This is a genomic window from Kastovskya adunca (genome assembly GCF_059505785.1).
This window is the reverse complement of record NZ_JCACLG010000041.1, coordinates 14,034-39,733: the sequence shown is the minus strand read 5'-3', so window position 1 is coordinate 39,733 and position 25,700 is coordinate 14,034. Positions and strand designations below refer to the sequence as shown.

22 protein-coding genes and 1 other RNA gene are annotated in these 25,700 nt (G+C 48.5%); 17 read left to right on the top strand and 6 right to left on the bottom strand.

The window, feature by feature from the left end; all coding sequences use genetic code 11:
• Positions 1–45: 45 nt before the first annotated feature.
• The 5 genes from corA (at position 46) to AC5JR3_RS15500 (ending at position 4,680) form a co-directional block, all read left to right on the top strand.
• Positions 46–1,179: a magnesium/cobalt transporter CorA gene (gene corA / locus AC5JR3_RS15520; protein WP_495847448.1), complete on the top strand. Its 1,134-nt coding sequence runs from the start codon at positions 46–48 to the stop codon at positions 1,177–1,179.
• A gap of 303 nt (positions 1,180–1,482) precedes the next feature.
• On the top strand, positions 1,483–2,133 hold the full coding sequence (locus AC5JR3_RS15515) for a hypothetical protein (protein WP_495847447.1): 651 nt from the start codon (positions 1,483–1,485) through the stop codon (positions 2,131–2,133).
• A gap of 28 nt (positions 2,134–2,161) precedes the next feature.
• Positions 2,162–2,580, top strand: an RNA gene (rnpB, locus tag AC5JR3_RS15510) — RNase P RNA component class A.
• A 295-nt stretch (positions 2,581–2,875) separates the two neighbouring features.
• Positions 2,876–3,592: a ribonuclease III gene (gene rnc, locus AC5JR3_RS15505; protein WP_495847446.1), complete on the top strand. Its 717-nt coding sequence runs from the start codon at positions 2,876–2,878 to the stop codon at positions 3,590–3,592.
• Between the two features lie 29 nt (positions 3,593–3,621).
• Positions 3,622–4,680, top strand: a complete 1,059-nt coding sequence (locus AC5JR3_RS15500; protein ID WP_495847445.1) for a Gfo/Idh/MocA family protein — start codon at positions 3,622–3,624, stop codon at positions 4,678–4,680.
• Here the strand turns inward: AC5JR3_RS15500 and AC5JR3_RS15495 are convergent.
• Entirely contained in the window at positions 4,643–6,733 is a 2,091-nt protein-coding gene (locus AC5JR3_RS15495) for a sensor histidine kinase (RefSeq protein WP_495847444.1), read from the bottom strand. The genes AC5JR3_RS15500 and AC5JR3_RS15495 overlap by 38 nt on opposite strands.
• A gap of 450 nt (positions 6,734–7,183) precedes the next feature.
• Between AC5JR3_RS15495 and AC5JR3_RS15490 the strand changes: the two genes are divergently transcribed.
• From AC5JR3_RS15490 to AC5JR3_RS15470, 5 genes are all read left to right on the top strand, one after another.
• Positions 7,184–7,891: a RibD family protein gene (locus AC5JR3_RS15490; RefSeq protein ID WP_495847443.1), complete on the top strand. Its 708-nt coding sequence runs from the start codon at positions 7,184–7,186 to the stop codon at positions 7,889–7,891.
• Between the two features lie 96 nt (positions 7,892–7,987).
• Positions 7,988–9,190, top strand: coding sequence for a GNAT family N-acetyltransferase (locus AC5JR3_RS15485; protein ID WP_495847442.1), 1,203 nt, complete (start codon positions 7,988–7,990; stop codon positions 9,188–9,190).
• A 317-nt stretch (positions 9,191–9,507) separates the two neighbouring features.
• Positions 9,508–9,891 (top strand): DUF4346 domain-containing protein, encoded by a 384-nt coding sequence (locus AC5JR3_RS15480; RefSeq protein WP_495847441.1) that lies wholly within the window; start codon positions 9,508–9,510, stop codon positions 9,889–9,891.
• Positions 9,892–10,061: 170 nt separating this feature from the next.
• A complete protein-coding gene (locus AC5JR3_RS15475; RefSeq protein WP_495847440.1) occupies positions 10,062–10,496 on the top strand; it encodes a GNAT family N-acetyltransferase in 435 nt (144 codons plus the stop codon).
• Positions 10,497–10,597: 101 nt separating this feature from the next.
• Positions 10,598–11,947, top strand: a complete 1,350-nt coding sequence (locus AC5JR3_RS15470; RefSeq protein ID WP_495847439.1) for a D-alanyl-D-alanine carboxypeptidase — start codon at positions 10,598–10,600, stop codon at positions 11,945–11,947.
• A gap of 142 nt (positions 11,948–12,089) precedes the next feature.
• Here AC5JR3_RS15470 and AC5JR3_RS15465 read toward each other — a convergent pair whose 3' ends face one another.
• Both AC5JR3_RS15465 and AC5JR3_RS15460 read right to left on the bottom strand, forming a co-directional pair.
• Positions 12,090–12,677, bottom strand: a complete 588-nt coding sequence (locus AC5JR3_RS15465; RefSeq protein WP_495847438.1) for a L,D-transpeptidase — start codon at positions 12,675–12,677, stop codon at positions 12,090–12,092.
• 131 nt (positions 12,678–12,808) lie between these two features.
• The gene (locus tag AC5JR3_RS15460; protein WP_495847437.1) at positions 12,809–13,264 is read right to left on the bottom strand and encodes a response regulator; all 456 of its coding nucleotides are present in this window, start codon (positions 13,262–13,264) and stop codon (positions 12,809–12,811) included.
• Positions 13,265–13,881: 617 nt separating this feature from the next.
• On the opposite strand from AC5JR3_RS15460, the gene AC5JR3_RS15455 reads away from it, so the two are divergent.
• Together AC5JR3_RS15455 and AC5JR3_RS15450 are read left to right on the top strand one after the other, a co-directional pair.
• Entirely contained in the window at positions 13,882–14,541 is a 660-nt protein-coding gene (locus AC5JR3_RS15455; protein ID WP_495847436.1) for a sigma-70 family RNA polymerase sigma factor, read from the top strand.
• Between the two features lie 111 nt (positions 14,542–14,652).
• Positions 14,653–15,198 (top strand): anti-sigma factor family protein, encoded by a 546-nt coding sequence (locus AC5JR3_RS15450; protein WP_495847435.1) that lies wholly within the window; start codon positions 14,653–14,655, stop codon positions 15,196–15,198.
• 76 nt (positions 15,199–15,274) lie between these two features.
• Here the strand turns inward: AC5JR3_RS15450 and AC5JR3_RS15445 are convergent, their stop codons facing one another.
• On the bottom strand, positions 15,275–15,694 hold the full coding sequence (locus AC5JR3_RS15445) for a gamma-glutamylcyclotransferase family protein (RefSeq protein ID WP_495847601.1): 420 nt from the start codon (positions 15,692–15,694) through the stop codon (positions 15,275–15,277).
• 112 nt (positions 15,695–15,806) lie between these two features.
• On the opposite strand from AC5JR3_RS15445, the gene leuS reads away from it, so the two are divergent.
• Positions 15,807–18,368 (top strand): leucine--tRNA ligase, encoded by a 2,562-nt coding sequence (leuS, locus tag AC5JR3_RS15440; RefSeq protein ID WP_495847434.1) that lies wholly within the window; start codon positions 15,807–15,809, stop codon positions 18,366–18,368.
• A 48-nt stretch (positions 18,369–18,416) separates the two neighbouring features.
• Here leuS and AC5JR3_RS15435 read toward each other — a convergent pair whose 3' ends face one another.
• Entirely contained in the window at positions 18,417–19,937 is a 1,521-nt protein-coding gene (locus tag AC5JR3_RS15435; protein WP_495847433.1) for a family 10 glycosylhydrolase, read from the bottom strand.
• A gap of 259 nt (positions 19,938–20,196) precedes the next feature.
• On the bottom strand, positions 20,197–20,595 hold the full coding sequence (psb27, locus tag AC5JR3_RS15430; protein WP_495847432.1) for a photosystem II protein Psb27: 399 nt from the start codon (positions 20,593–20,595) through the stop codon (positions 20,197–20,199).
• 217 nt (positions 20,596–20,812) lie between these two features.
• On the opposite strand from psb27, the gene bioB reads away from it, so the two are divergent.
• The 4 genes from bioB (at position 20,813) to AC5JR3_RS15410 (ending at position 25,665) form a co-directional block, all read left to right on the top strand.
• Entirely contained in the window at positions 20,813–21,916 is a 1,104-nt protein-coding gene (gene bioB / locus AC5JR3_RS15425) for a biotin synthase BioB (RefSeq protein WP_495847431.1), read from the top strand.
• Positions 21,917–21,971: 55 nt separating this feature from the next.
• Positions 21,972–22,556 (top strand): biotin transporter BioY, encoded by a 585-nt coding sequence (locus AC5JR3_RS15420; RefSeq protein ID WP_495847430.1) that lies wholly within the window; start codon positions 21,972–21,974, stop codon positions 22,554–22,556.
• Between the two features lie 157 nt (positions 22,557–22,713).
• Positions 22,714–23,187: a signal peptidase II gene (lspA, locus tag AC5JR3_RS15415; RefSeq protein WP_495847429.1), complete on the top strand. Its 474-nt coding sequence runs from the start codon at positions 22,714–22,716 to the stop codon at positions 23,185–23,187.
• 237 nt (positions 23,188–23,424) lie between these two features.
• Complete coding sequence (locus AC5JR3_RS15410; protein WP_495847428.1) at positions 23,425–25,665, top strand: PBP1A family penicillin-binding protein; 2,241 nt, start codon at positions 23,425–23,427, stop codon at positions 25,663–25,665.
• The last annotated feature ends 35 nt before the right edge of the window (positions 25,666–25,700 follow it).

The following is a 25,700-nucleotide window of genomic DNA, read 5'->3' as shown; positions in this document are numbered from 1 at the left end:
ATTGGTAGGGAAGCCCTAAAGATTAGGTAGGCATACATGACAGACATGAATTTATCAACTGCAAATTTTACTGTGCCTAGAGAAGAGGAAGAGGAAGATTTATTTGATTATTTTTATGACAAACCCGGTAGTATTCCAGGGACGCTCAATATTGAAGAGAATGCCAGTCCTTCAAAGATTGTGCTAATCGACTACAACGAAAGCCAAGTAATTCGTATCCCCAACTTAACGCCAGAAGCTTGTGCGCCTTACCTGGATACTGAATCCGTTTCTTGGGTAGATGTGCAGGGATTGGGGAGTGAAGAGATCTTGCGGCGGTTAGGGGGAGTTTTTAAGTTACACCCCTTGGTGCTAGAAGATGTGGTCAATGTCCCTCAGCGCCCGAAGGTGGAAGACTACGAGGATCAGCTGGTAGTTATTTGCCAGATGGTGATGCCCAAAGAAACGGGAGAGGGATTTTATATTGAACAAGTTAGTTTTGTATTGGGGCAATACTACCTGCTAACGGTGCAGGAGGAACCTCTACGAGATTGCTTTAGTCCGGTGCGCGATCGCATTCGTAGTGGCAAAGGTAACATCCGCAAGTCCAACGCCGACTACCTCGCCTACACTTTACTAGATGCCATTATTGACGGTTTCTTCCCCGTACTGGAAGAATACGGCGAACGTATTGAAGACTTAGAGGACGAAGTGATCGCCAACCCCACTCCTCAAACTTTGGAGAAAATCTACCAAGTTAAGCGGGAATTACTCGCCTTGCGTCGGTGTATTTGGCCCCAACGTAATGCTATTAATAGTTTGATTCGCGGCGATAGTGACTTGATTAGTTCTGAAGTCCAAGTTTACTTGCGAGACTGTTATGACCATACCGTTCAAGTCATGGATATAGTGGAAACTTACCGAGAACTTGCTTCCGGCTTGATGGATGTGTATCTCTCTTCCGTCAGCAATAAAATGAATGAGATTATGAAAGTCTTGACGGTCATTTCAACTATCTTCATTCCGCTAACATTTGTCGCTGGGGTGTATGGGATGAACTTTGAGTATATGCCCGAACTAACGTGGAAATGGGGCTACTTTGCAACTTGGGGTGTAATGATTGCGATCGCCTTAGGTTTGTCTGCCTTCTTCTGGCGACGCGGCTGGTTTAAAAACCTCTCCACAATTCAGCAGAAATAGTCAACTGAAGTGTGACTTATGAAGTATCAACCCCATAAATAAGTAGAGGGATTGAAGGTAGGGCGCTAGTGATGGGAGAAACACGTTTAGGCGTGAAACCATCAGATATTCCTCTTCTTCCCCACTTAAAAAATAGGAGTTTGAGACTATGTAATGGAATTTAATTTTTCATTTTTCATGCTTTCTAGTTAATTGTTACGAGCAATGAGTTGAAGGTAAAATGTTGAAAATCAAATAATAAAGTATCAAAGATGAAATCAAAGTATTCTTATTTCATTCTTCATACCTTATTCTTGTTTCTGCATGGATAGCCGCAATTTATTTATTTTGGTAGTCTATTTTATCTCCGTCGCCTATGTCATTTACCGAATGATTAAGGAAATAGATAAACTAGTAGTTATCGAGCTAAATCGGGATTTACTGGCTCAACAACTAGAAGCACAAGAGTTGCAAGGCTTAGTAGATATAAAGTTTAAATTTGAAGAGCAATACCAGCTTGAAGACCTTCAGAAACTTCAACTCAGTATTGATAACAAGTCTCCAGATTATTCTCTGTATGTGAACTGGGATCAAAGTGCTCTGATTGATTTTGAAGGGCGATCGCGGCGAGTGATTCGCCTCCCTCCCGGTATGACATTGGATCTACTCCAACCCCAAGTCTTTAGCGTCATTGCTCCTAGTCAAAGCCTCAGGGAAACTCTGACGGCTGAAGATGTTCTCAAACGGGACGCTAGCGGTACTTTAGCAATTACCTCTCCCTTATTTAAACCTAGAAAGCTCAAGAGAGCGGCGGACAAAACTGACTACATCTCCCTGCGCCTAAGCTTACAATTTCCCGATCCAACTGCTCCTACATCTAGCAGACGCTTTTATGATCTGTCTTGTCAACTAACAATCACCAAACCAACTTGGCAAAGCGCGATCGTTGAAGCGTGGAAACCGAAGCGGAAGTAACACTTAGCCTTTAGACTAGATCTGGGAAAGAGTAGGCGAAGGTGGTTACGGACTCGCACGTTGTGAGAGTCTGAGGAAAGTCCGGGCTCCTGAAAGACCAGACTTGCTGGGTAACGCCCAGTGCGGGCGACCGTGAGGATAGTGCCACAGAAACATACCGCCGATGGTGTAGAGACGTAGCCTGCTACGCCTTTACAAACAGGTAAGGGTGCAAAGGTGCGGTAAGAGCGCACCAGCAGCATTGAGAGGTGCTGGCTCGGTAAACCCCGGTCAGGAGCAAGGTCGAAGGGACTATGGTTGGTCTTTTACCAGTCCCGTTGTTAGAGAACTGCTTGAGGCGTCTGGTAACAGGCGTCCCAGATAGATAACCGCCCTTCCCGTGTAGAGACGTAGTACGCTAAGTCTCTACTGTGAAGAACAGAACCCGGCTTATGTCCGACTCTTTCCCTATTTTTGAGGTGATGAGGGCATGGGGAGCAGGGGAGCAGGGGAGCGGGGGAGCGGGGGAGCGGGGGAGCAGGGGAGCAGGGGAGCAGGGGAGCAGGGGAGCAGGGGAGAGAAAAGTTGACAACGATTAGCCATTACTCCAATCGCCTATTTCACCCTTCATACTTCACCCTTCATACTTCATCCTTCATCCTTCACCAAGCGCCTTCGGCAACGGCTTCGCCGAACATACTTCATCCTTTCTTCCACACTCAGGACTCAGGACTCAGGACTCAGGACTCAGGACTCAGAACTAATGCCTCTTACAGACCCTCGTCGGCAAAAGCAATTAGAGAAGTTAGTGCAAAAACTGGGGCTACCTCAGACGGTACCAGTGCGTTGGTCGCTTTTGGATTTAGCACTGACGCATTCGAGTATTTCAGCAGGGGCAAACTACGAGCAGTTAGAGTTTGTCGGGGATGCGGTGGTGCGTTTGGCGACTTCAGAGTTTTTGTTTAAAACTTATCCGGAGGCTTTGGTCGGTGAGTTTGCGGCGATTCGTTCGATCTTGGTAAGCGATCGCTTATTAGCACAGTTAGCCACTAGCTACGGATTGGAGCGGTACTTGCTGGTTTCTAATAGTGCGGCGAACGATAAAGCGGGGGAAATGTCGCGGCTAGCGGATGCCTTTGAAGCCGTGCTAGGAGCGCTTTACCTTAGTACTCATAACCTAGAACTGATTAGCCCCTGGCTAAACTCCCACTTAGAGCAACTTGCCATAGAAATTCGCAAAGACCCTGCCCGCCAGAACTACAAAGATGCGCTTCAGGAGTGGACGCAAGCGCGTTACAAAGTGTTACCCCAGTATCGCGTCCAGGAAACCGGAGGGTCTCACGGCGAGCAAGAGCGCTTTACTGCTGAAGTCTGGTTTCAGGATCAACGACTTGGTACTGGCAAAGGCGGCTCTAAAAAAGCAGCCGAACAAGCCGCCGCCAAGGAAGCGTTTTCCACAGTTATGAGTTATGAAGGGTAAGTGATTAAGTCCGTCAACTTAAAACTTTCATGAAGATTGGGATTGCTGTATTGGGAGCGGGACGTTGGGGCGTTCACTTGATTCGGAACTTTTTGGAACATCCTCAAGCCCGTGTCGTAGCGGTAGTTGACCCCCATCCAGAACGCTTGGCGCAGGTAAGAGAGCGTTTTGAGTTGGATGGGGATGTGATGCTAGCCCAGGATTGGGAAACGATACGCAAAAAAGAGGATATTGCCGCCGTGGCGATCGCTACTCCCGCCGCCACCCACTACCCTTTAATTGCCGACGCCTTGCGACAAGGTCATCACGTCCTGACAGAGAAACCTCTAACCCTCGATCCTGCGGAGTGTTTGGAACTTTGCCGCCTTGCCGAACAGCAGTCTCGGCAACTGATGGTTGACCATACTTATCTGTTTCATCCTGCCGTGGAACGTGCTGCCCAGGTTGTTCAGTCAGGGCGTTTGGGAGCCTTACGCTATGGCTATGCAACGCGTACCCACTTAGGGCCAGTGCGTCAGGATGTTGACGCCTTGTGGGACTTGGCAATTCACGACATAGCCATTTTCAATACCCTACTGGGGCAAACCCCCGTGCAGGTGCAAGCGACGGGGACAGTTTGGCTTCAGCAAAATCCTTCCTTAATTGCCTCATCAGGACAAGGTTTGGCTGACCTGGTTTGGGCGACACTGACTTACCCCAATGGCGTTTGTGCGTCTATCCATTTGTGCTGGCTAAATCCCGACAAGCAGCGGCGTTTGTGCGTTGTTGGCGATCGCGGCACGTTAATTTTTGATGAGCTACTGACAGACGCGCCTCTAACCGTTCAACAGGGGCACTTTGAGCAGACGGACGACTCGTTTACACCAGTGGGTTTGGCTAGGGAAGTCGTGGGTATTGAACCGGGAGAACCATTGGGGCGGGTATGCGATCGCTTTTTAACCAGCATCATCGAAGCCACTCCTTCCCCAGTCTCTTCTGGCTGGGTTGGCGCACAACTGGTGCAGATTCTCCATTGCTTGAGTCAATCGCTGCACCAAGGAGGTGTTCCCGTTACAGTTCCCCCGCTGCGGATTGGGCAGGATAAATGACAGCGCCATTTTTATCCGCCCCATTATTGTCTGTCGCCGCCTTCTTCTGGGTTACTTGAGTTGCCTCCGGACAGTCTTTAAAGGGCAGCAGTGACGGCTCAATGGTTGGTAAGACAATCTCGACCGTGGTGCCGTGACCTTCTCCCTTACTGCCAAGAGAAATGGTACCGCCCATCAGTTCAATTAAGTTCCGCGAAATTGCCAATCCCAGTCCTGTCCCCCCAAATTTACGGGTGGTGCTACCATCCACCATTACAAAGGGACGAAAAAGTTTTTGCTGCTGCATGGGGTCAATACCAATTCCCGTATCTTTGATCGCGATCGCCACAGTAGGATATTTCCCGTTAGTTAGAGAGAGCTGATTGTCGATCGCCGCATCTTGAAGTTCCGGCGTAGTTTGCCCATTCTGATTAGACTCCAGCCGCATCTTAATGGTGATACTGCCTCGATCGGTGAACTTCACGGCATTGCCAACGACATTGATCAGTACTTGCTTCAGTTTGGCGGGGTCGGCATTAACCGCAATCACATCGTCCAATTTGGAGGTATGAAGAGTTAAACCCTTTTGCTGTACGTGAACAGCTTGGAGATTAATCACTTCGTCAATTAAGCATTGCAAATCGATGGGTTCGAGTTCTACCGACAGCTTCCCAGATTCAATTTTGGCAATGTCCAAAACATCATTAATAATGCCTAAAAGATGAATAGCCGCATCATCGGCTCGCTTGAGAAAGTCTAGTTCTTCTTCCCGATCATCGCAAAAACCATCCCTAACCAGTCGGATACAGCCAATGATGCCATTGAGAGGAGTTCTCAGTTCGTGGGATGTGGTTGCCAAAAACTCATTTTTGAGCTGGTTAGCCGCTTGCGCTTCTTTCCAGGCGGTTTCGAGTTCTTCCGCCCAGTCTTTTAGCCGCAGAATCATGCCTTCCATGGCTTCAGAGAGTTGGTTAAATTCCCGAATTTGGAAATTGTGAGGAACCCGATGAGTAAAGTGCCGTTCCTGCTCGCTGAGGGCGTAGTCTCGCAGTTTTTCTAAGGGACGTGCCAAAGTTCGAGCAATATAGATTGTCGCCAACAAACAGGTGGCAAGTAAGCCGCATGTCAGGATCAACAAAACTTGCTGAATGTCTCCCAGCCCCGCCAAGGCACTATCCAGGCGCGTTACGGCAAGAATAATCCATCTTTGATTGGGTTCGCTGGTGATGGGGCTAGAGAGCGAGGTATAGCCAGCCAGATATTCCTCGCCGTCTTTCTCCAATGAGAACAAGTGGAGAAACGAAGAATTGTTGGCGATCGCATTTTTCCTGACTGTTGCCAGCCGCTGGGCATCTGAGTCTTGGGTAATGTTGCTGCCGACGCGTTCGGCAATGGGATGCGCCAGCACTAAGCCATCTTGGTTAAAAACAACCGGATAACCCGCTAAGGAACCGGGTCGAGTTTGCTCTTGCTGGAGTAGGGCTGATTGAATGGTGAGGGCATATTGTAGTTGTCCGTCCGCGTCATACACGGGGGCGCTGAAGACAAGCTCTAATTGTTTTCTTGAGGAAGCTTGGCGTTTCTGACTTGCTGCTTGTGTGGATGGCGGCATTGAAAGGGCAGAAACATAAACTTTCGAGCGGTCTAAGATGCGTGGATTTTGCCGCTGAGACCAGAAATTTACAGGGACAGTGGTATTGAGCGGTTGATTGCCACAGGTACTCGCCTCCAGTGTTCTAGTTTGTAAATTCGTCAACTGGACGCATTGAATTTGTGTTGGTAACTGCTGGGCAAGTTGGTTGAGGTAGGTTTGATAGGATTGGCGCGATCGCGACTGTAGCACCACCGTCTCGCTAGCCGTTACCAAGTTCGCTTTTAGGGCAGTAATCGACTCTTGAATACTCTCAGCTTTTCTGACCGCGCTTTCAGTCAGATTTTGACGAGCTGTTTCTAGAAGGGTCGAGCGTGCTTTCCGATAGGTCACATATACCCCCGTCAGTAACACCGGTACGCTCAAAAGCAGAAGGCGTGATAGTAGGATGCGGCGAAAGGAGGATTGACCTAGCTTAGCCATAGGATATCGATATATCGAGGTGGAATACCCAGCAGCAACAATTAATACAGTAGAGGAATTACCTCTTAGATGCAGATCAGGATTGCCTTCTTCTGTTTTCTACACAGCAGGCTTAACCAAAACTTCGTCTTCTGAATATAGCTAATTCAATGAACCGTCCCACAATTCGGTAACTCCTGAAAGTAATATCTTGACATCAAGCCACTTAAACTGACCAGAAATTAGGACTAGAAGCTAAAAGCTAGAAGCTAGGGAAAGAAGACAAATTTTCCGAGGTTGTAGGTTGTGAGGATTGGCTCATGGTGTCTGACTTTAAATTAAAACTCGTTTCCATCCTAGAACGGTTCTAAATCATCGGGTAGGTCAAAGCCTTAGCTTCGCTGAATTTATATATTGGCTTCCCTTACTTAAGGGATGTCTAAACTTACTGGCACAATAGCCTCAGTGAATATGACTACAAATTTAATTTTGCAACGACCCTCAACGACAGTCGTTTTAGCGATGAGTACGGATGGCAAAATTGCTGATGTTAAGCGATCGCCTGCGCGTTTTTCTTCTGAAGCTGACCAAGCACACCTAGAACGTCAAGTTGCTTTAGCTGATGGAGTCTTATTTGGTGCCGGAACCTTGCGAGCTTATGGCACAACAATGAGCATTTCTACTCCCCAACTTTTAGAACAACGCCAACAACAAGGAAAACCATCACAGCCTGTACAGATTGTTTGTTCCGCCTCCGCCAAAATTGACCCAGAATTACGCTTTTTTCAACAGTCTGTCCCCCGATGGTTACTAACCACTACAACTGGTGCTGAATATTGGCAGAAACAAGCAAAAGAGACTTATTTTGAACGAATTCTAGTTTCTAATGCCACCGCAGGCGTTATGAATTGGACAGAGGCGTTACAGCAACTGGCTACTCTCGGTTTAAAACGAGTTGCCGTCTTGGGGGGTGGCACGTTGGTTGCGGCTTTACTCGCCTCTGACTTGATTGATGAATTTTGGCTAACGGTTTGTCCCCTCGTTTTAGGGGGAACGTCAGCCCCTACCCCAGTTGAAGGTAGCGGATTTTTGGAGCATCAGGCGCGGCGTTTGCAACTTTTGAGTGCCCAAACTGTTGGGCAGGAAGTATTTTTGCACTATCGGCTGCAACCAAGATAAAGGTTGTATTAAGTTAGATAAAGCTTGGCTTTTTGAATCAGAGTGTAGATGCTGGTTCGTCAGGACTTTAACAAGTTTTTATCCTGGATTTCCCCAATGGTTCAACACCCCCAGACTGAGTATTCTGTTACCTGGGTCAACCGCATTGCTGACATTCCCCAGGCAGAGTGGGATGCCCTCGCTTTGCCCTTGAAGACGCCGTTTTTAGAATGGGAATGGCTAAATAACCTCGAAACATCCGGTAGTGCGACGGCAAAAACGGGATGGTTGCCGAATCACCTAGCCGTGTGGCGCAACCGACAACTGATTGCTGCCGCCCCGTTGTATATAAAGGGTCACAGTTATGGCGAGTTTGTTTTTGACCATCAGTGGGCGGATCTTGCCCATCGGCTAGGTATTCGCTACTATCCTAAGCTGCTAGGGATGACGCCCTTTACGCCAGCGACAGGCTATCGATTTTTAATGGCTCCGGGAGAAGATGAGGCTGAATTAACAGAAATGATGGTGGTCGCCATTGACCATTTTTGCGATCGCAACCAGCTTTCTGGCTGTCACTTCCTCTTTGTTGACCCCCAATGGCGTCCGGTTATAGAACGCCACGGCTTCACTAGCTGGCTACACCACAGCTACATTTGGCAAAACAATAACTTCCAAAGCTTTGATGATTACCTGGCAGTTTTTAACGCTAATCAGCGACGCAATATCAAGCGGGAACGTAAAGCCGTGACGAATGCGGGTTTGTACCTCAAACTCCTCAAAGGTGATCAGATTCCTAAATCAGTTTTTCCCTTGATTTACAGCTTCTACAGCAGCACCTGCGACAAGTTTTACTGGGGTAGCAAGTACCTCACCCGCAAATTTTTTGAGCAGCTTTATCCCAATTACAGCGATCGCGTTTTACTCGTCGCCGCCTATCAAGAAGGAGATGAACACCGTCCGGTGGGGATGTCATTTTGCCTCACCAAAGGCGATCAACTGTACGGGCGCTACTGGGGCTGCTTTGAAGAGTACGATTGCTTACATTTTGACACCTGCTATTACACTCCCATTGACTGGGCGATCGCCAACGGCATCCGAAGCTTTGACCCTGGTGCAGGAGGACGCCACAAAAAACGTCGCGGCTTCCCCGCCACCCCCAACCACAGCTTGCACCGCTTCTACAATCGACGCCTTGCCCAAATTCTGCATAACTACATCGGCGAAGTAAATGCGATGGAACAGGAAGAAATTGACGCCATCAATCAGGATTTGCCCTTTAGCAAGCGGGACATTCCTCTCGATCTAGATGCCATTGATTAATTAATACAGGCTGATTCTGTGACCGCTTAATTTGTTCAGTTGGGTGGGTAGTGTCAACCTTAGTGCTGTCTAATGAACAATATTTTTCCTATAGCCATTCTCAGTTAGCGTGAAGTATGCCGATATTTTCGCAGAGCAAAGGACGCCAGGACAAAAAGAAGAATACTAAATTGTAGATAGACTCTACTGGGTTGAGAAATGGAATATACCAACTTCTAATTCTCTGAATAGAGCAATCAACTTCTAAACTAGAAATAGGTTCATTGCCGACTTGAAAAAAATCAGAAACTCTGAGCTGAAATAATCAATACTGAGATATGCATCAAACCACAGACGCCCTAACCACAGTTGACGAGAAGCTCTCAAAACGCCATATTGACCTTGACCCAGACGGATATTTTATTATTTATCTGGATCGGGATGCCGGATTAATTTGTGCCAAACATTATACGAACGTGATCAATGAAAAGGGTTTGGCAGTCGATCCAGACACGGGCAAAGTTATTTCAGCACGGGAAAAAGTAGAACGTCCTCAAGCAACCCTATACGCAGGCAGAACAGCAAAAGAACTTTCTGTGAAAATTTTTGAAGAAACTAACCCTTGCCCCGTTTCTCTGCTCGCTCATGCCGCCTATTTAGGACGGGAATTTGTTCGAGCTGAACAGGCTTTAGTTAGCGGACAAGAGTACGTCCAGGATTAGTTAGGTGTCTGTACATGTGCTTGTCCATGGTTGTGCGAGAAGCTACGCTAGCCGACATTCCTTTAATTGCCCGAATCCACATAGACACTTGGCGAACCACTTACCGAGGTATCGTTCCAGACGATTACTTGGCGAATTTATCCTAGTACTCTAGTTCCGCAGCAGTAGTGATGATTTTTGAAGAAATTGAGTATCGTGAAAAATCAGAACTCCCTCGCGATCTGGTGATCGATCTTTATTCACAATGTGGATGGTCGGCAGCAGAGAAACCTGATGAACTTTTGTTAGCTCTCACAAACTCTCAAACGGTAATCTCAGCATGGCATCAGGATTTACTAGTCGGACTTGGGAACGCTATTTCGGATGGGGCACTTGTTGTTTACTACTCTCACCTATTGGTGTTGCCGTCCTATCAAAACAAGGGGATAGGACGAGAGATAATGCGACATCTTCAAAGCCGTTATGCTAATTTTCATCAGCAGATATTGCTTGCAGTAGATAATGCTATCCCTTTCTACGAAAAACTTGGCTTCAGGCATTCACGCGGGGTTAAACCGATGTGGATATACGACGACTCTGAAATGGATGGAGGCGATCGCGATTAGTATCCCTACGTCAATATCGGATGCAATTTTTAGTAGCACGTAGGTAGTAAATGCTAGGTAGAATTTATGGTCTCATAGTGGATTTGAACTCAGACAGTAAAATGCCCAAAACCCGATCGCTAACGGCTGCACTCTCTGCCAGTCTGCTGACACTATTGGTTGGCTGTTCTACGGCGAATTCCCCAAAAACTACAACCTCGGCACCCCTCTCCGAGGCTTCTCCGTCACCGATGAACCCAAATGACGCCTTGTCTGTTGCGGCAAAAACTGTTCCTTTGGTACTACCAGCAGAGATTGCTAATATCGTTACCCCTCTAATTGACCAATATGTGAATACGTTGGCATCCCAGGGATTTGCTAGGGACAGCCAGGGCGTATGGATACAAACCGGGGATACTCTGTTAGCAAATCATCAAGGTACAGTGCCTCTGCCTGCTGCTTCTATAACGAAGGTGGCGACGACTCTTGCCGCCCTTTCTACCTTTGGTACTGAGCGCCAGTTTGTGACGCTAATTGGAACAACCGGAGCAATTGAAAACGGGGTATTAGAGGGAGATTTGGTTGTTCAGGGGGGAGAAGACCCCTTATTTGTGTGGGAAGAAGCGATCGCGGTTGGTAATCTCTTAAATCAAAGCGGTATCAAGCAAGTAACGGGCAATCTCATTATTGTTGACAAGTTCTACATGAACTTTGAGTCTGACCCGATGAAGTCAGGAAATCTGCTCAAGCAAGGGTTAAACGCTCAAACTTGGTCAGCCGAAGCCCTGAGCCAGTATCAGACCTTGCCGCCAGGGACGCCACGCCCCCAAGTAGCGATCGCGGGAGGAGTACAGGTGGCTTCTTCCCTTCCGGCTAACGTCGAGCCAATAGTGCGCCATACTTCTTACCCCTTAGCTGAACTGCTGAAAAAGATGAACAGCTATAGCAATAACAAAATGGCCCAGATGCTGGCAGATTCTGTCGGGGGAGCAAAAGTCGTCGCCCAAAAAGCCGCCAGTGCCGCTGGGGTTCCGCCCGCAGAAATTAGCCTGATCAATGGTTCTGGCTTGGGGGAAGAAAATCGCATCTCCCCTCGTGCTGCTGTAGCAATGTTTTTAGCCATTGAACGCTATTTACAGCCCTCTGGGATGACGGTTGCTGATGTATTTACGGTTGTCGGGCAGGATGAAGGCATTTTAAGTCAGCGATCGCTACCTCCTTTAGCCGTCGTGAAATCAGGCAGTCTTGATCGGGTCAGTTCCTTAGCCGGAGCATTACCAACACAACAGCAGGGCACTATCTGGTTTGCCATTATGAACGCTGGCGGCAGTTTGCAGATGTTTCGCACAGAACAAGAATCTCTGTTACGCGGTTTAGTAACTCAGTGGGGTGCAGTATCATCACCGCCTGTTGAGTTAACTCCCGCTTTAGCAAGGAAGAGTAAAACCTCTCAAAGTAAACTACTTAAGTGAATGTAAGAAATATAATCTCTACAAAAATATCAACTTAGAACTAATACCAACATTCAATCAGAAGCAGTAGGATGGTTAGCCCATGAATTAGTGATTATTTGGGTATTCCAATACAGATAATATATCAACGATAAATATCTTTTTATTCCTTAACAATCACGGGTGTCCCAGGACTTACTTGCTCGTAGAGAGCGCGGATATCCTGGTTTCGCATCCGCAAGCAGCCGTGGGATACTGCCTGCCCTACCAGAGCTTCTTGATTCGTCCCATGAAAGCCAATCTGATGACGCCCATCAGACCAAAATCCAATCCAGCGATCGCCTAACGGATTTTTCGGGCTATTTTTTATCAACTCACCCGTAATCGGCTGTTGCCACACAGGATTACGTTGCTGATGGATAACTTTAAACGTTCCTGTCGGAGTTTCCCATCCGGGTTGACCAACCGCAACTGGGTAGCTCGCCAATTGTTGATCGCCCCAATAAAGGTAGACTTGGGCATCACTTAAATCAACCACTAGTCGGGTAGTTAAGGAAGCGGCAGCCCATTTCATGTAGGGCGTTAGGAGAGATGCTTTAGATACAGTAGACGCTGAGGTTTTTCTAGAGGAGGATTGCGGCGGCGTGGGAAGTGCGGCGACAACTGTTTTAGGCTCTGAGGATTGTTGAGCAGGCTTCGGCTGGACAGCCATAAAAAACAAGACACCCGCCGCCCCAAAGCTCATCAGCATAAAGCTATGTGAAAGTGAGTCATTGCTTGCCATGATCCCGATCCAATTATTGACTGCACAAATAGAAGTTTACCCCTAGTAGTAGAAGGTAGAAATATCGCGAGCTATCGGGAGAGAGTCTCCTTGATTCATTAATTATTGGCTGGCGGTAGTTCCACCACTTCAAACCAGTACTCTCTTAAAGTATTCATTAGCTCGACCAATGATTCAAATGTTACTGGCTTAGTGAGATAAGAACTGGCACCCAGTTCATAGCTACGGCGGATATCTTCGTCTGCTGATGAACTCGTGAGGATCACAACGGGGATGCGCCGCAACTTCGGGTCAGCTTTAATTTGCTGTAGCACCTGCGAACACTCTAGATTTGGCAAATATAAATCCAGCAAAATCAGATTCGGTTGTGGTGAATTGGCGAGTTCGCTAAATTGATTGCGGTGGTAAAGATAGTCCAGTAGTTCCTCTGCGTTCTGAACGACACGCATTTCACCGGGTAAGCTACTTTCTTGCAGCGCCTGCCTGACTAAGTGCTGGTCATTGGCAGACTCTTCTGCTAATAAGATGGTGATTTGCTGTTTCCAGTCACGCATTTAGCTACGACTCCTTAAAATTTTTCGTTACCTACTGCTTTAACAGCAATTCAGTCTCGACAGCGTTACACACGGAACAAAGGAATCAAAACTTCTACCCCTAGCCTAATCCTCAATGGGTATTGGTTTTTCAGATTTAACGTTATTTAGTACGGAGGGTAGGGGAGAAAGGCTAACGGGTGAAAGAGTTATCGGTTTTTCTGCGCTCGTGATTGATCATCACATCTTTTTTCAAGCTAAGTTTCCGGAGACGTTGCCTGTCGGCGAGAACTATATATAGCTCCCAAGACCCCGGCTCTTTAAATTCCCGCCTGACGTACACTGGGTTTGAGTATAAACCTAACTGCCCATTAGGCATCTTTTACAAGCAATAACACACCAGACTAGCCTTCAGACAAAAACTAAGTTAGGAATTTTGAAAAATTTCTAGCTATCGAGTAACTACCACTCTAGGAGGATGTTTTAAGTTTTCCTCACTGAGATCATGATTCATTTGCTGACTATAACTTGTCAATTGTTTGTAAAAATGCCATTGTACGCTGATCTATCAACGGGAACTTTAAAAGCAAGTAGGGTGTCTTGGGGAAGAAGGATGTTCGTTCTCCCACATTTCATCCATGAGCCAATCGATTCCTGTATCCTGGTCAACGGTTGAGGCAACTGCTCCTCAAGTACCGGTGCAACCCGAAAAACTCTCGAACTACGACTTGATTTTGCACTGTCAGACGGGAATCCGTCCTGATCGTGTCGCCTTTGCCGAACTCCTACGTCGGTATCAATCCCACGTAGACAAAATTCTGTACCATCTTGCTCCGGATTGGCAGGATCGAGCTGACTTGGCTCAAGAAGTTTGGATTCGAGTGTACCGCAACATTAAGCGTTTGCAGGAGCCAGTCAAATTTCGAGGCTGGTTAAGTCGCATTGCGACCAACCTGTTTTACGATGAGTTACGCAAACGCAAACGGGTAGCACCACCCCTATCATTAGATGCGCCCCGTCGTATGGACGATGGGGAGATGGACTGGGAAATCGCCTCCGATAATCCCAGCCCAGATGATGATATGGCGACCCGTGAATTTTACGAACAACTGCGCTTGTGCATCGCGGACTTACCAGAAGTATTCCGCACGACAATTGTCCTTAGAGAAATCGAAGGCATGGCCTATGAGGAAATTGCCGAAATTACAGGTGTTTCCCTCGGAACAGTCAAGTCAAGAATTGCACGGGCGCGTTCTCGGCTGCAACTTCAACTGCAAAATTACTTAGATGGGTGTTGAAGTCAGAATCCATCTCGGGAACCATTTCCATGAATGGTTGTTCTTTGTATGATGAGATGTATAGACTAAGCTTTGTAAGAGCGCTTGGTATGACTCGGCGGTGACGCAAAAATGACCTCCAATTTTGACGCTCGTAAACATTCTAAGCAGCGGAGTCCTAACGAATTGGATATCCTGCAACGCGATGGCTTTGAACTGCTAAGTGCCTACTTAGATGGTGAGGTGACAGCAACAGAGCGAAAGCAAGTGCAAGAGCTGCTAGCAGCCGATCCGGATATGCAACGTTTGCATTCCCGGCTGCTCAGACTACGTCAGGGAATACAGACTCTACCCGTCCCCCGCGAACAATCGGCACAACAAGTCGCCGATCACGTTTTTTCACGCCTTGAACGCCGCCGGACTATTCGGTGGGCAGCTTGGGGTGGTACAGCGATCGCGGCTGTTTTTGTCAGTGCCTTGACAGGACTTTTTCCAGGTAGCCAATCCTTAGTCCCACAATTTGCTCAAGCACCAGAAGAGGCGGCTCAAGAACCCTTGATGATTGCCCTCAATCGACCTGTAGTCGAAATTCCCAAAGCACCTGTTGCCTCTCCCGCTTCCGGTGCATTTGCTGACCCCTCCGCTACCCAAAACTCCGCTCAAACAAACGTGAACTAGCAAGTTCTACTATCAACTAATATCAAATCTAGCTATTTGACTTTAAAGAAAGCTTAGGGGCGAACGATGTTTGCCCCTATTGCTCTGAGTATGGATAGCCACTCCACCACCCTTGGGGAAGGAAGCTCCCGTTGGCGCGTTGGATTTGCTGGGGGGTCATAAAATATGCCCAGGCGTTGCCTAAGGATTTTCCTGCCCCATCAAACACCTCAATTTGCTGCCGATTATATTCGTTTTGTTCTGGTAGTCGATGTGGGTTGTAGTCTTCTAGTCGGTCTAAATCCTCTAAAACGGCTGTGTCGGTAAATGTGAGTAAGAAGCCGTAAACTTGCTGATTGCCGAGAATCATTGCTGGATAACCGCACGGGAGATCAAAAAGTTGACCCCAGGCGATCGCGCTCTTTTCCTCAATTGTTCTTCCCGCACAGTAACGCTGATAATTTACCTCTCCCGGCTTGAGAGTTCCGTAAACAAACACGCGCAAATTTTCTACCATCATCTTTATCTTGAGATTTTGTTGCCCAGAGGGCAGCCGCCAAGCCCTGTAATTAACTGGATATGCCACAATTGTTGAATTGGACAAGGTTAATTATCCAGGAGATTCTTTCGTGGAGTCACGTTACAACCCGGCAGAGATAGAGGAAAAATGGCAACAGCAGTGGGATAAATTGGGTTTAGATCAAGCTCCCACAGAGGTAGACAAGCCAAAATTTTATGCGCTGTCTATGTTTCCCTATCCCTCCGGCAACCTGCATATGGGCCATGTCCGTAACTACACAATTACGGATGTAATTGCCCGAATTCGTCGCATGCAAGGGTTCAGGGTGCTTCATCCAATGGGGTGGGATGCCTTTGGCTTGCCCGCCGAAAATGCGGCTATTCAGCGGGGCATTCATCCTGCCAAATGGACTGACGCCAACATTGCTCAGATGCGTGCTGAGTTGAAACGGTTGGGGCTTTCCTACGACTGGAACCGGGAAGTCGCCACCTGTTCGCCGGACTACTACAAGTGGACGCAGTGGATTTTCTTGCAGTTTCTCCAAGCAGGCTTGGCGTATCAAAAAGAAGCCGCAGTTAACTGGGACCCGATTGACCAGACCGTTTTGGCAAACGAGCAAGTTGATAGTGAAGGTCGCTCCTGGCGTAGTGGAGCCAAGGTAGAGCGTAAGTTGTTGCGGCAGTGGTTCCTCAAAATCACCGACTACGCTGAAGAATTGCTGAATGACCTCGACAAATTGACAGGTTGGCCAGAGAGGGTCAAGCTGATGCAGGCAAACTGGATTGGCAAATCTGTCGGAGCTTACTTAGAGTTTCCCATCGTGGGGATGGACGAAAAAATTGGTGTGTTTACCACCCGTCCCGATACCGTTTATGGTGTCACCTACGTTGTCCTGGCACCAGAGCATCCCCTGACGCAGCTAGTGACAACAAGCGAGCGCGCCGCAGCGGTTGATGCCTTCATTCAAGAAGTAGCGAACCAAAGCGAATTAGAACGAACTGCCGAAGATAAACCCAAGCAGGGCATCCCAACAGGGGGCAAAGCGATTAATCCCTTTACGGGAGAAGAAATTCCGATTTGGATTGCCGATTACGTGCTGTACGAGTACGGTACAGGGGCAGTAATGGGCGTTCCAGCTCACGATGTGCGGGACTTCCAATTTGCCACGGAGCAGAACTTGCCAATCAAAGTGGTGATTGTGCGGGCAGATGCGGCAGACATTAAGGCATCTCCGAAGCAGGCTTACACCGAGCCGGGAATTGTTGTCAATTCTGACCTCTTCAATGGGATGGAATCTCCCCTAGCCAAGGAAGAGGTGATTAAATACGCCGAGAGGCAAAAAATCGGGAAAGCACGCATTCAGTATCGCCTGCGGGATTGGTTAATCTCCCGGCAACGCTACTGGGGTGCGCCGATTCCAGTCATTCACTGCCCTAACTGTGGCACGGTGCCAGTACCGGAAGCCGATTTGCCTGTGGAGTTGCCGGAAGATGTCGAGTTTAGCGGTCGGGGTGCGTCGCCACTGTCTCAGTTGGAACATTGGGTAAATGTCCCTTGTCCGAGCTGCGGGACACCTGCCAAGCGAGAAACTGACACGATGGATACCTTTATTGATTCCTCGTGGTATTTCTTGCGTTACCCAGATGCCAGGAACGAGTCTCAAATCTTTGACTCCGCAAAAACGAATAACTGGATGCCCGTCGATCAGTATGTCGGGGGAATTGAACATGCGATTTTGCACTTGTTGTACTCGCGCTTTGTGACCAAGGTGTTGCGCGATCGCGGTTTACTCGATTTTGACGAACCCTTCCAAAGCTTGCTCACCCAAGGTATGGTGCAAAACACCACTTATAAAAACCCCAAAACGGGCAAGTACTACGTCCCGACAGAGATTGACTCTGCTGACCCGAAAGATCCAGAAACTGGGGACGCGCTGGAGGTCACTTATGAAAAAATGTCCAAGTCCAAGTACAACGGCATCGCACCAGAAGAAGTACTGACCAAGTACGGTGCCGACACTGCTCGGATGTTCATCTTGTTTAAAGCGCCGCCAGAAAAGGATTTGGAATGGGACGATGCTGATGTAGAGGGACAGTTCCGCTTCCTCAACCGTGTCTGGCGGTTGGTAACTGATTTTGGCCGCCTCTCTCCTAGCCCCAATCCCCAAGCGGGAGAATTGAATAAAGCACAAAAAGACTTGCGCCGTGCCATTCACACCGCTATTAAAGAAGTCACTGAGGATTTAGAGAGCAACTATCAGTTCAATACGGCTGTTTCCGAATTGATGAAACTGAGTAATGCCCTCACGGATGCCAGTTGTAAAGACTCCCCAATCTATGCCGAAGGCATGGAAACGCTGATGCTGCTCTTGGCTCCCTTTGCTCCTCACATGGCTGAGGAATTGTGGCACCTGATCGGTAATGGTGAATCCGTGCATACTCAAGCTTGGCCGCAGGTTGACCCAACGGCTTTGGTGGCTGATGAAATTACTTTGGTGATTCAAATTATGGGTAAAACCCGTGGCACGATTCAAGTTCCGGCGCAGGCTGATAAGCAAGCCTTAGAACAGTATGCTCGCGATTCGGAAGTTGCCCAGCGCTACATCGACGGCAAGGAAATTAAAAAAGTCATTGTTGTGCCTGGGAAATTGGTGAATTTCGTAGTGGCTTAAACAAAGGGGGAAGCGATCGCTTCCCCTGACTTTCTCAAACTATCCCTCTTATTGACAGAACTTGCGATCGCGATCGAACTGAGGCTCTTGCCAGGAAAAAGCAAAATGGCTCACCGAGTTAACCTGGGGGGCAAACTGCCGCAGGCTACTCATTTGTGCTTCCAGGGATGGACGATTACTAACAGATTGTCCCCAGGCCCCCGCCAGAGCAGGAATTACCTGCGCTCCGCCGGATAAGGCACCATCAAGAGTGCGTTTTACCAAATTATCAATGCAGCCTGTATTACCGCAAACGCCGTAGACCATGGGGTGCCACTCCAGGGAACTGGGAAATCTGTCCCACGGCTGGAGTCGGGAATCAAACCCACCACGACCAACCACTTGATTGGCGTCAGGGAAAAAGACTGCCCCAGCTTTGATTCCACTGCGCTGGGCAGGTAGCGATGCTAAGGCGAGAAAGTCCAGCACCCCTTGAGCCGCATGGGCAACACTCAGTTGCCAAAGTTGCCATTGCAAAGAGGCGACAGTGTCATTCCCTGAAGGGTTGCGACCTTGCCAAAGAGGTGCGCCTTCATCCGGGTAGAGACTATTTATCGCTGCTATATCACTGCTATTGATGCTGCCTTTGCTGATATAACGCTGAATCAGTTCCCGTCCTTTGCTGTTGAGGGCGCGGTCGTACAGAGCTTGTTTCGCCGCGTCCCCATAAATCCACAAATCTTCTACTCGCGTAGCGACTGAGTCAGACCCTGAGCCACGGGGGTAGCGAATATAGTCAAATAAAATACCATCTGGCTTACGTTTTAGAACAGCCTGGACTAGTCGGTAATAGTCGGTCTTGGCTTGCTGGTTGTAGGGGTCAACGAAAGCTTGAGAGCCATCTTTGACAAAAGACAAACTGGTTTCTCCCCTACCATTGCGCGCCAGTACCCTTTGTCGATCTGAACGCTGGGAGTAAGAGTAGCCAAAGTTCATCGTAAACATCCAGGCATAGACCCGCAGACCCCGTTCGTGTCCCTTTTGAATCACCTGGGCTAATAAATCAACGTTCTCTGTCCCTGAGTTTCGTAGGGCTGACGCCCAAGGGGTAGGGTTATCCGAGGCAGGTAGCAGCACTTGGCTATCGAAAAATACCTCGACATAGACTTGGTTGTAGCCGCGATTAACAATCCGGTCTAGGATGTCATCTACCGCACCTTCCTTAGCATCACAGGGGTACAGGCGCAACCAAATTGCTTGGTCGCGGGGCCAAGTGCGACGGCGGCACTGCTGCAAGCTATCAGCATGTTTGTTTACAATCGCTTTATAGCCGTCTAGAGCCTCTTTGTTGCCTTTGAGGGAGCTGGTTCGTAAGCTTTCTTTTTCAGCGATCGCCTCGGCATTTAACTGGCAGTATGCCAAGGTTTGAGCCTGAGCAGATTGGGTCATTCCTACCTGGCTAATCAAGCTACTACTGACCATCAACAGCGACACTAAACCGCGCGAGAGTCTTTGTTGCTGGCTTGTCCGAAATATTTGCAGTGGCACGGACGCCGAACCTAGCACCAATCCCATCAACCAATTAGACATGCTTAGATTTTTTGAAACATCGGGATACAAAACCAGGACTCGTTAACTGATACAACTGGTTCAGGATCATATCAGGAACTGTGAAATTAATTGACTTTGATGTTTATTCCACAGTTCCAGTAAAATTGAGCCATTTTTGAGCTACACCCCGATGAAAATAAGGGCTTGATTGCTCAAACCCTTGTTTTAACATTTGTATTTTCAATTAAAAAGGGGTTCAGGGATCAACGGGTAAAGCCACACCCTAGTCAGCTTTATACTATCCTTCACGCCGTAGGGCACCCTCAACCTGCTGCAACTCTTGAAGCAAACGTGTTTTGAGCTTCTGGGGTAAAGGACGGTTGGGATAGGAACTGTAATGACCTGCTAGAGAATTTAATGCCGTTCTCATTGTTGTAAAGGAGCTGAGATTGGCAACGGCACTATCGCGACGATAGCGAGAGGCGAAATCATTGATTTGTTGACGCGCTGTCATCTGAACGGCTGCTTTATCTGGTGCATCCTCAGGTAATTCAATTGCTGTTTTTAAAGATTGCAACACAGTCAGAGTGTCTTGGCGGTAATTCCCTGTCAAACCCGTTCCGTTATCAGAACATCCCGTTAAGCCAACTACAACAACCAAAACCAGGGCGAATAGACATGATAAGTAGCGCTTCATAACCATAATTTACACAAAGTACAGCAATTTAAAATTTAGGTTAATCCTATCTCGGATTGGTAACGGACAGATCACGACCGTATCGATCTCCACTGATGCCTGTTGAGGCTAAATAATTACGTGCAAAAGCTGCAGATGTTGTTTATGCACAACAAACTGGGGTAGACTCTGAATCGCGATTGGTCTAATCGCACAACGCGATTTGTGAGGTCTCAGCGTGGTTCAAGCGCCTTTATCAACGTCGTCCCGCCAGCCATATAGTGCTCCGGCTTCTGGAGAACCAAAGCCAGACTTGGGTGAATGGCTAAACAACCTGGTTGAGCGGATTGTTACCGGAGAGCAGATCGAGCGAGAAGAAGCGCTTGCCCTTACGGAAATTGAAGATCAAGAAAATATTTTGTTGCTTTGTGCCGCCGCCGATCGCATCCGCCAAGCGTGCTGCGGCAATACTGTAGACTTGTGCAGCATTATTAATGTTAAGTCCGGCAACTGCTCAGAAAATTGTGGTTTTTGCGCTCAATCGGCTCACCATCCGAGCAATGATTCACCAATTTACGGCTTAAAGTCTCAAGAAGAAATTCTGGCACAAGCGAAATCGGCTGAACTGGCAGGGGCAAAGCGTTTTTGCCTAGTAAGTCAAGGACGAGGCCCAAAATATAGCAGCTCAAAATCCCCAGAGTTTGCACAAATTCTGGAGACAGTCCGAGAAATTATTGCTCAAACAAGTATCAAGCCCTGCTGTGCCTTAGGAGAGGTGACGCCAGAACAGGCACAAGCCCTCAAAGAGGTAGGGGTGACGCGCTATAACCACAATTTGGAAGCGTCGGAGAACTTTTTCCCAGAAATCGTTACCACCCATTCCTGGCGCGATCGCGTCGAGACAATCAAGAACCTAAAAGCAGCAGGTATTCAAGCCTGTACTGGCGGTATTTTGGGCATGGGGGAAAGCTGGGAAGACCGGGTAGATTTAGCCCTGACACTGCGAGACTTGGATGTTGAATCAGTGCCGATAAACTTACTCACGGCTAGACCGGGAACGCCCTTAGAAGAGCGTCCCCAACTCGACCCCTATGAAGCCTTAAAAGCGATCGCTATCTTCCGCTTCATCCTTCCCCAGCAAATTCTCCGCTATGCGGGTGGACGCGAAGCCGTGATGGGCAACCTCCAAGCTTTGGGTTTAAAGTCTGGCATCAATGCTATGCTGATTGGTCACTACCTCACAACAATGGGTCAACCCCCAGCGTTAGACCACGCCATGCTTGAAGAATTAGGACTTCAAGGCGGCGAGGCACCGATTCCGGGTGAGTTTAGTAGAGAGTAAAAAACGAGTACGCTTGTAGACTCTTGCCTGTTTCTGTTTTAGTCCCTTGTTAACTGTGTCTGCTCCCAACGAACTTCTGTGGGCGCTGATTGGCTTACTGCTAACGATTGGTGGAACATTTCTCGAAGCCTTTGTACCCAACGCGCCATGGGAGTGGGCCCAGCAAGGCATTCAAACTCACTCGCTGGGTGTTACTTATCAAATCGGAGCGGTACTGTTGGCGGGTTGCTTGGGAGGAAAAAATGCGGGGGCACTTTCCCAAATTGCCTATGTAGTGTTGGGAATAACCTGGTTCCCCGTCTTTTCCCAAGGTGGTGGCATTACCTATCTCAAAGAGCCGAGCTTCGGCTACTTACTCGGCTTTATTGCAGGTGCCTGGGTTTGCGGACTGCTCGCCTTTCGACTGCCCCCAAGGCTAGAATCCTTAGCCTTTAGCTGTCTGTGTGGTCTGCTAACGATTCACCTCTACGGGATAGGTTATTTAATTGTTTTCCACTCCTTTACCTGGACAACCACTGGGCTAGGGCCCCTACTAGGGGCGGTCGTGAGATATTCCTGCTATCCCCTACCTGGGCAGTTAGTTATTGTCTGCGTCACCACTGTTTTAGCCTTTGTTCTGCGACAAATCATGTTTTACTAACCCTGTAGGAGAGCCGCAATTGTAGCGCTGGCGTCTCGCTGTCCAGGAGGTGAAAAACCGAGGCGATCGGTTAATCGAGAGTGGGGAAACCAATCCGAGGAAATAACTCACAACTCGGCACTCTCTTCCCCATCCCTAGTCCCCAATCTCTAACCTCATGCGTCTAAAAAATCGCCTCTTTTGGATTGTTGCCTTGGTCAGTTTGGTTTTGGATCAACTGACTAAGTTATGGGTTGTGCGTAATTTTGACCTAGGGGAAACTGTGCCCTTGTGGGAGGGGGTATTTCACTTGACTTTTGTCACCAATACTGGGGCAGCATTTAGTCTGTTTAGAAACGGTGCAGGGTGGTTGCGCTGGCTATCCTTAATCGTCAGTCTCGGTTTAATCGCCTTTGCCGTATTTGGCCCCAGACTTACCAAACTTGAGCAACTAGGCTATGGCTTTGTTTTGGCAGGGGCATTTGGTAACGGTATCGACCGATTTGCCGCCGGATATGTGGTCGATTTTCTAGATTTTCGGCTGATTCAATTCCCCATCTTTAATTTGGCAGATGTCTTTATCAATGTGGGCATTGTCTTCTTACTAATCGGCAGTTTTGCCAATCCTCCTGCATCTGAGGGTTCTAGATAGCGTGATCGCCCCAATATTATTAGAAGGGAGAAGCGATAACTTTCGATTTTCTCCTTCACGTCACCCTAGGGCAACATCGAAGGGCAGAGCGAAACATCCTCTGTTCCTCTGCCTTACTAACATACACAGCAGATTCATCGTAGCTATTGCTAGAATTGCAACCAGCAACGCCAGAAAAAGGGTTGATCGTAAAATTAAGTACCAGCACTATTAAGCTGACTTGCTAATAGTTAGATAATGAGTCCTCCCCCGCCTCCACAACAGCCACAAACATTGCTTGGTCAAGTGACCCAGGCAGTACACACCATTCAAGCCAAGATTAATTTTCAGGCACTAGCACTGAAGCCCAATGCCAAAGTTCCAGAACTTTGGGTGCAGGATTCGGGTGCAGATAAAGCCGAAATTTATCCTTTAGTTGGCGATCGCTATCTATTGGGACGTAGTTCTAAATCCTGCGATATTGTGGTGCGTAACCCCGTCGTCAGTCAGACTCACTTGTCCCTAGAACGTTACGGACGGCGACGCACCAACTTCCTGCTGAAAGACGAACAATCGACCAATGGCATTTATCGGGGTAAGCGTCGCCTGCCGATGCTGGCACTGCGCCACGGCGATATCTTGACTCTTGGGCCGCCAGAACTTGCCGCTGCCGTCCGGTTGCAATATCACAATCCCCCGCCCTGGTATATCAAAGGCATTCGTTATGCGCTGTACGGGGCTGGTGCGTTGACGGGCTTGGCAGCACTGCTCGTCGGCATTGAATGGCTAAAGGTACCAGTGCGACCTTTACCAGCGGGCGTTCAAGGCCCTGTAGTGGTCTATTCAGGGGATGACGTCCTCCTGCGACAACCCCGCACAGAATCCCACGTTGAGCTAAAGCCGCTATCTGAGTTTTCTCCCTACCTACCTCAAGCTGCTGTTGCCTCAGAAGATGCCCGCTATTACTGGCACTTTGGGGTTGATCCCTACGGTGTTTTGCGGGCACTGGTAAGAAATATCCAAGGCGGCGGCATTCGCGAAGGGGCAAGCACCATTACTCAGCAGGTAGCACGCAGCCTGTTTACGGAATACGTGGGCAGAGAAAATACTGCCAGCCGTAAACTCCGGGAGGCAGCCGTGGCGCTGAAGCTGGAAACGTTCTACAGCAAGGACGAAATTTTAAGAACCTATCTAAATCGTGTCTATTTAGGAATTGATGCCTACGGCTTTGAAGATGCGGCGCAGTTTTATTTCGATAAATCCGCTAGAGATTTGACGCTACAAGAAGCGGCAACCTTGGTGGCAATTTTACCTGCCCCCAATAGCTATAACCCAGTGCAGGATTATGATGGGGCCCTGCAACGGCGGAATAATGTCATTGCACGGATGCGAGCTTTGGGAATGATTACCGATGAGGAAGCCCAACGAGCTAGGCGATCGCGAATTGAAGTTAGCCCCAAGGCTCGTGAAACCCTCGCTAGCACGAAAGCCCCCTACTTTTATAGTTACGTCTTCACGGAATTGCAGCAATTATTGGGAAAAGATTTAGCCCAGGAAGGTAATTTCATTGTAGAAACGGGGCTGGATTTGCAGACGCAGACCACTGCCGAAGCCGCCCTGCGCGACTCAGTGAACAGTACAGGTTCTCGCCTCGGATTTTCTCAAGGAGCAATTGCCACTCTCAACAGCGATAACGGTGAAATTCGTGCCCTTGTGGGCGGCGTAGACTACCAAAAAAGCCAATTTAACCGTGCCACCCAAGCTCAGCGACAACCAGGTTCTACCTTCAAGCTGTTCCCCTACGCGGCAGCTTTGGAGCAAGGTAGCTCTCCGGGAAAGACTTACTCCTGCGCCCCCTTAGACGGCATCGCGGGTTGTCAGCGTTCGGGAGGCAATATTGATATGTACACAGGCTTAGCGCAATCAGAGAATGTGGTCGCCATCCGAGTCGCTCAAGATGCAGGATTAAATAACGTGGTGCAAACAGCACGACGGCTAGGGATTGGCTCCAAACTCGATCCGGTTCCCCGTCTTGCTATTGGTCAAAGCGAAGTCAATGTTCTGGAAATTACCGGGGCTTATGGCGCGATCGCTAATCGTGGTGTCTGGAATCAGCCCCACGCCATCCGACGCATTCTCGATAGTAGCGACTGTACTGAGCCAGACAATCCCAAAACCTGCCGGGTGATCTACAACTTTGAAGAGGACGGCGACAGAAATAGACAAGCCGTTTCCCCATCCGTCGCCAACACCATGCACGCCTTATTAAGGGGAGTCGTTAGGGGGGGTACAGGTAGTAGTGCCTCTATTGGACAGGGAGAAGCCGGAAAAACGGGTACCACCGACCGTAATGTTGACCTGTGGTTTATCGGCTACGTCCCTAACAGCCAGCTTGTCACAGGGATCTGGTTGGGTAACGATGACAACTCTCCCACGCGAGGCAGTAGCGGGCAAGCTGCCCAGCTTTGGGCAAATTACATGCGTCAAATTGTGCGGTAGAGAGTCGTATAGGGGTTTGGCATTGTGCCTTGCCC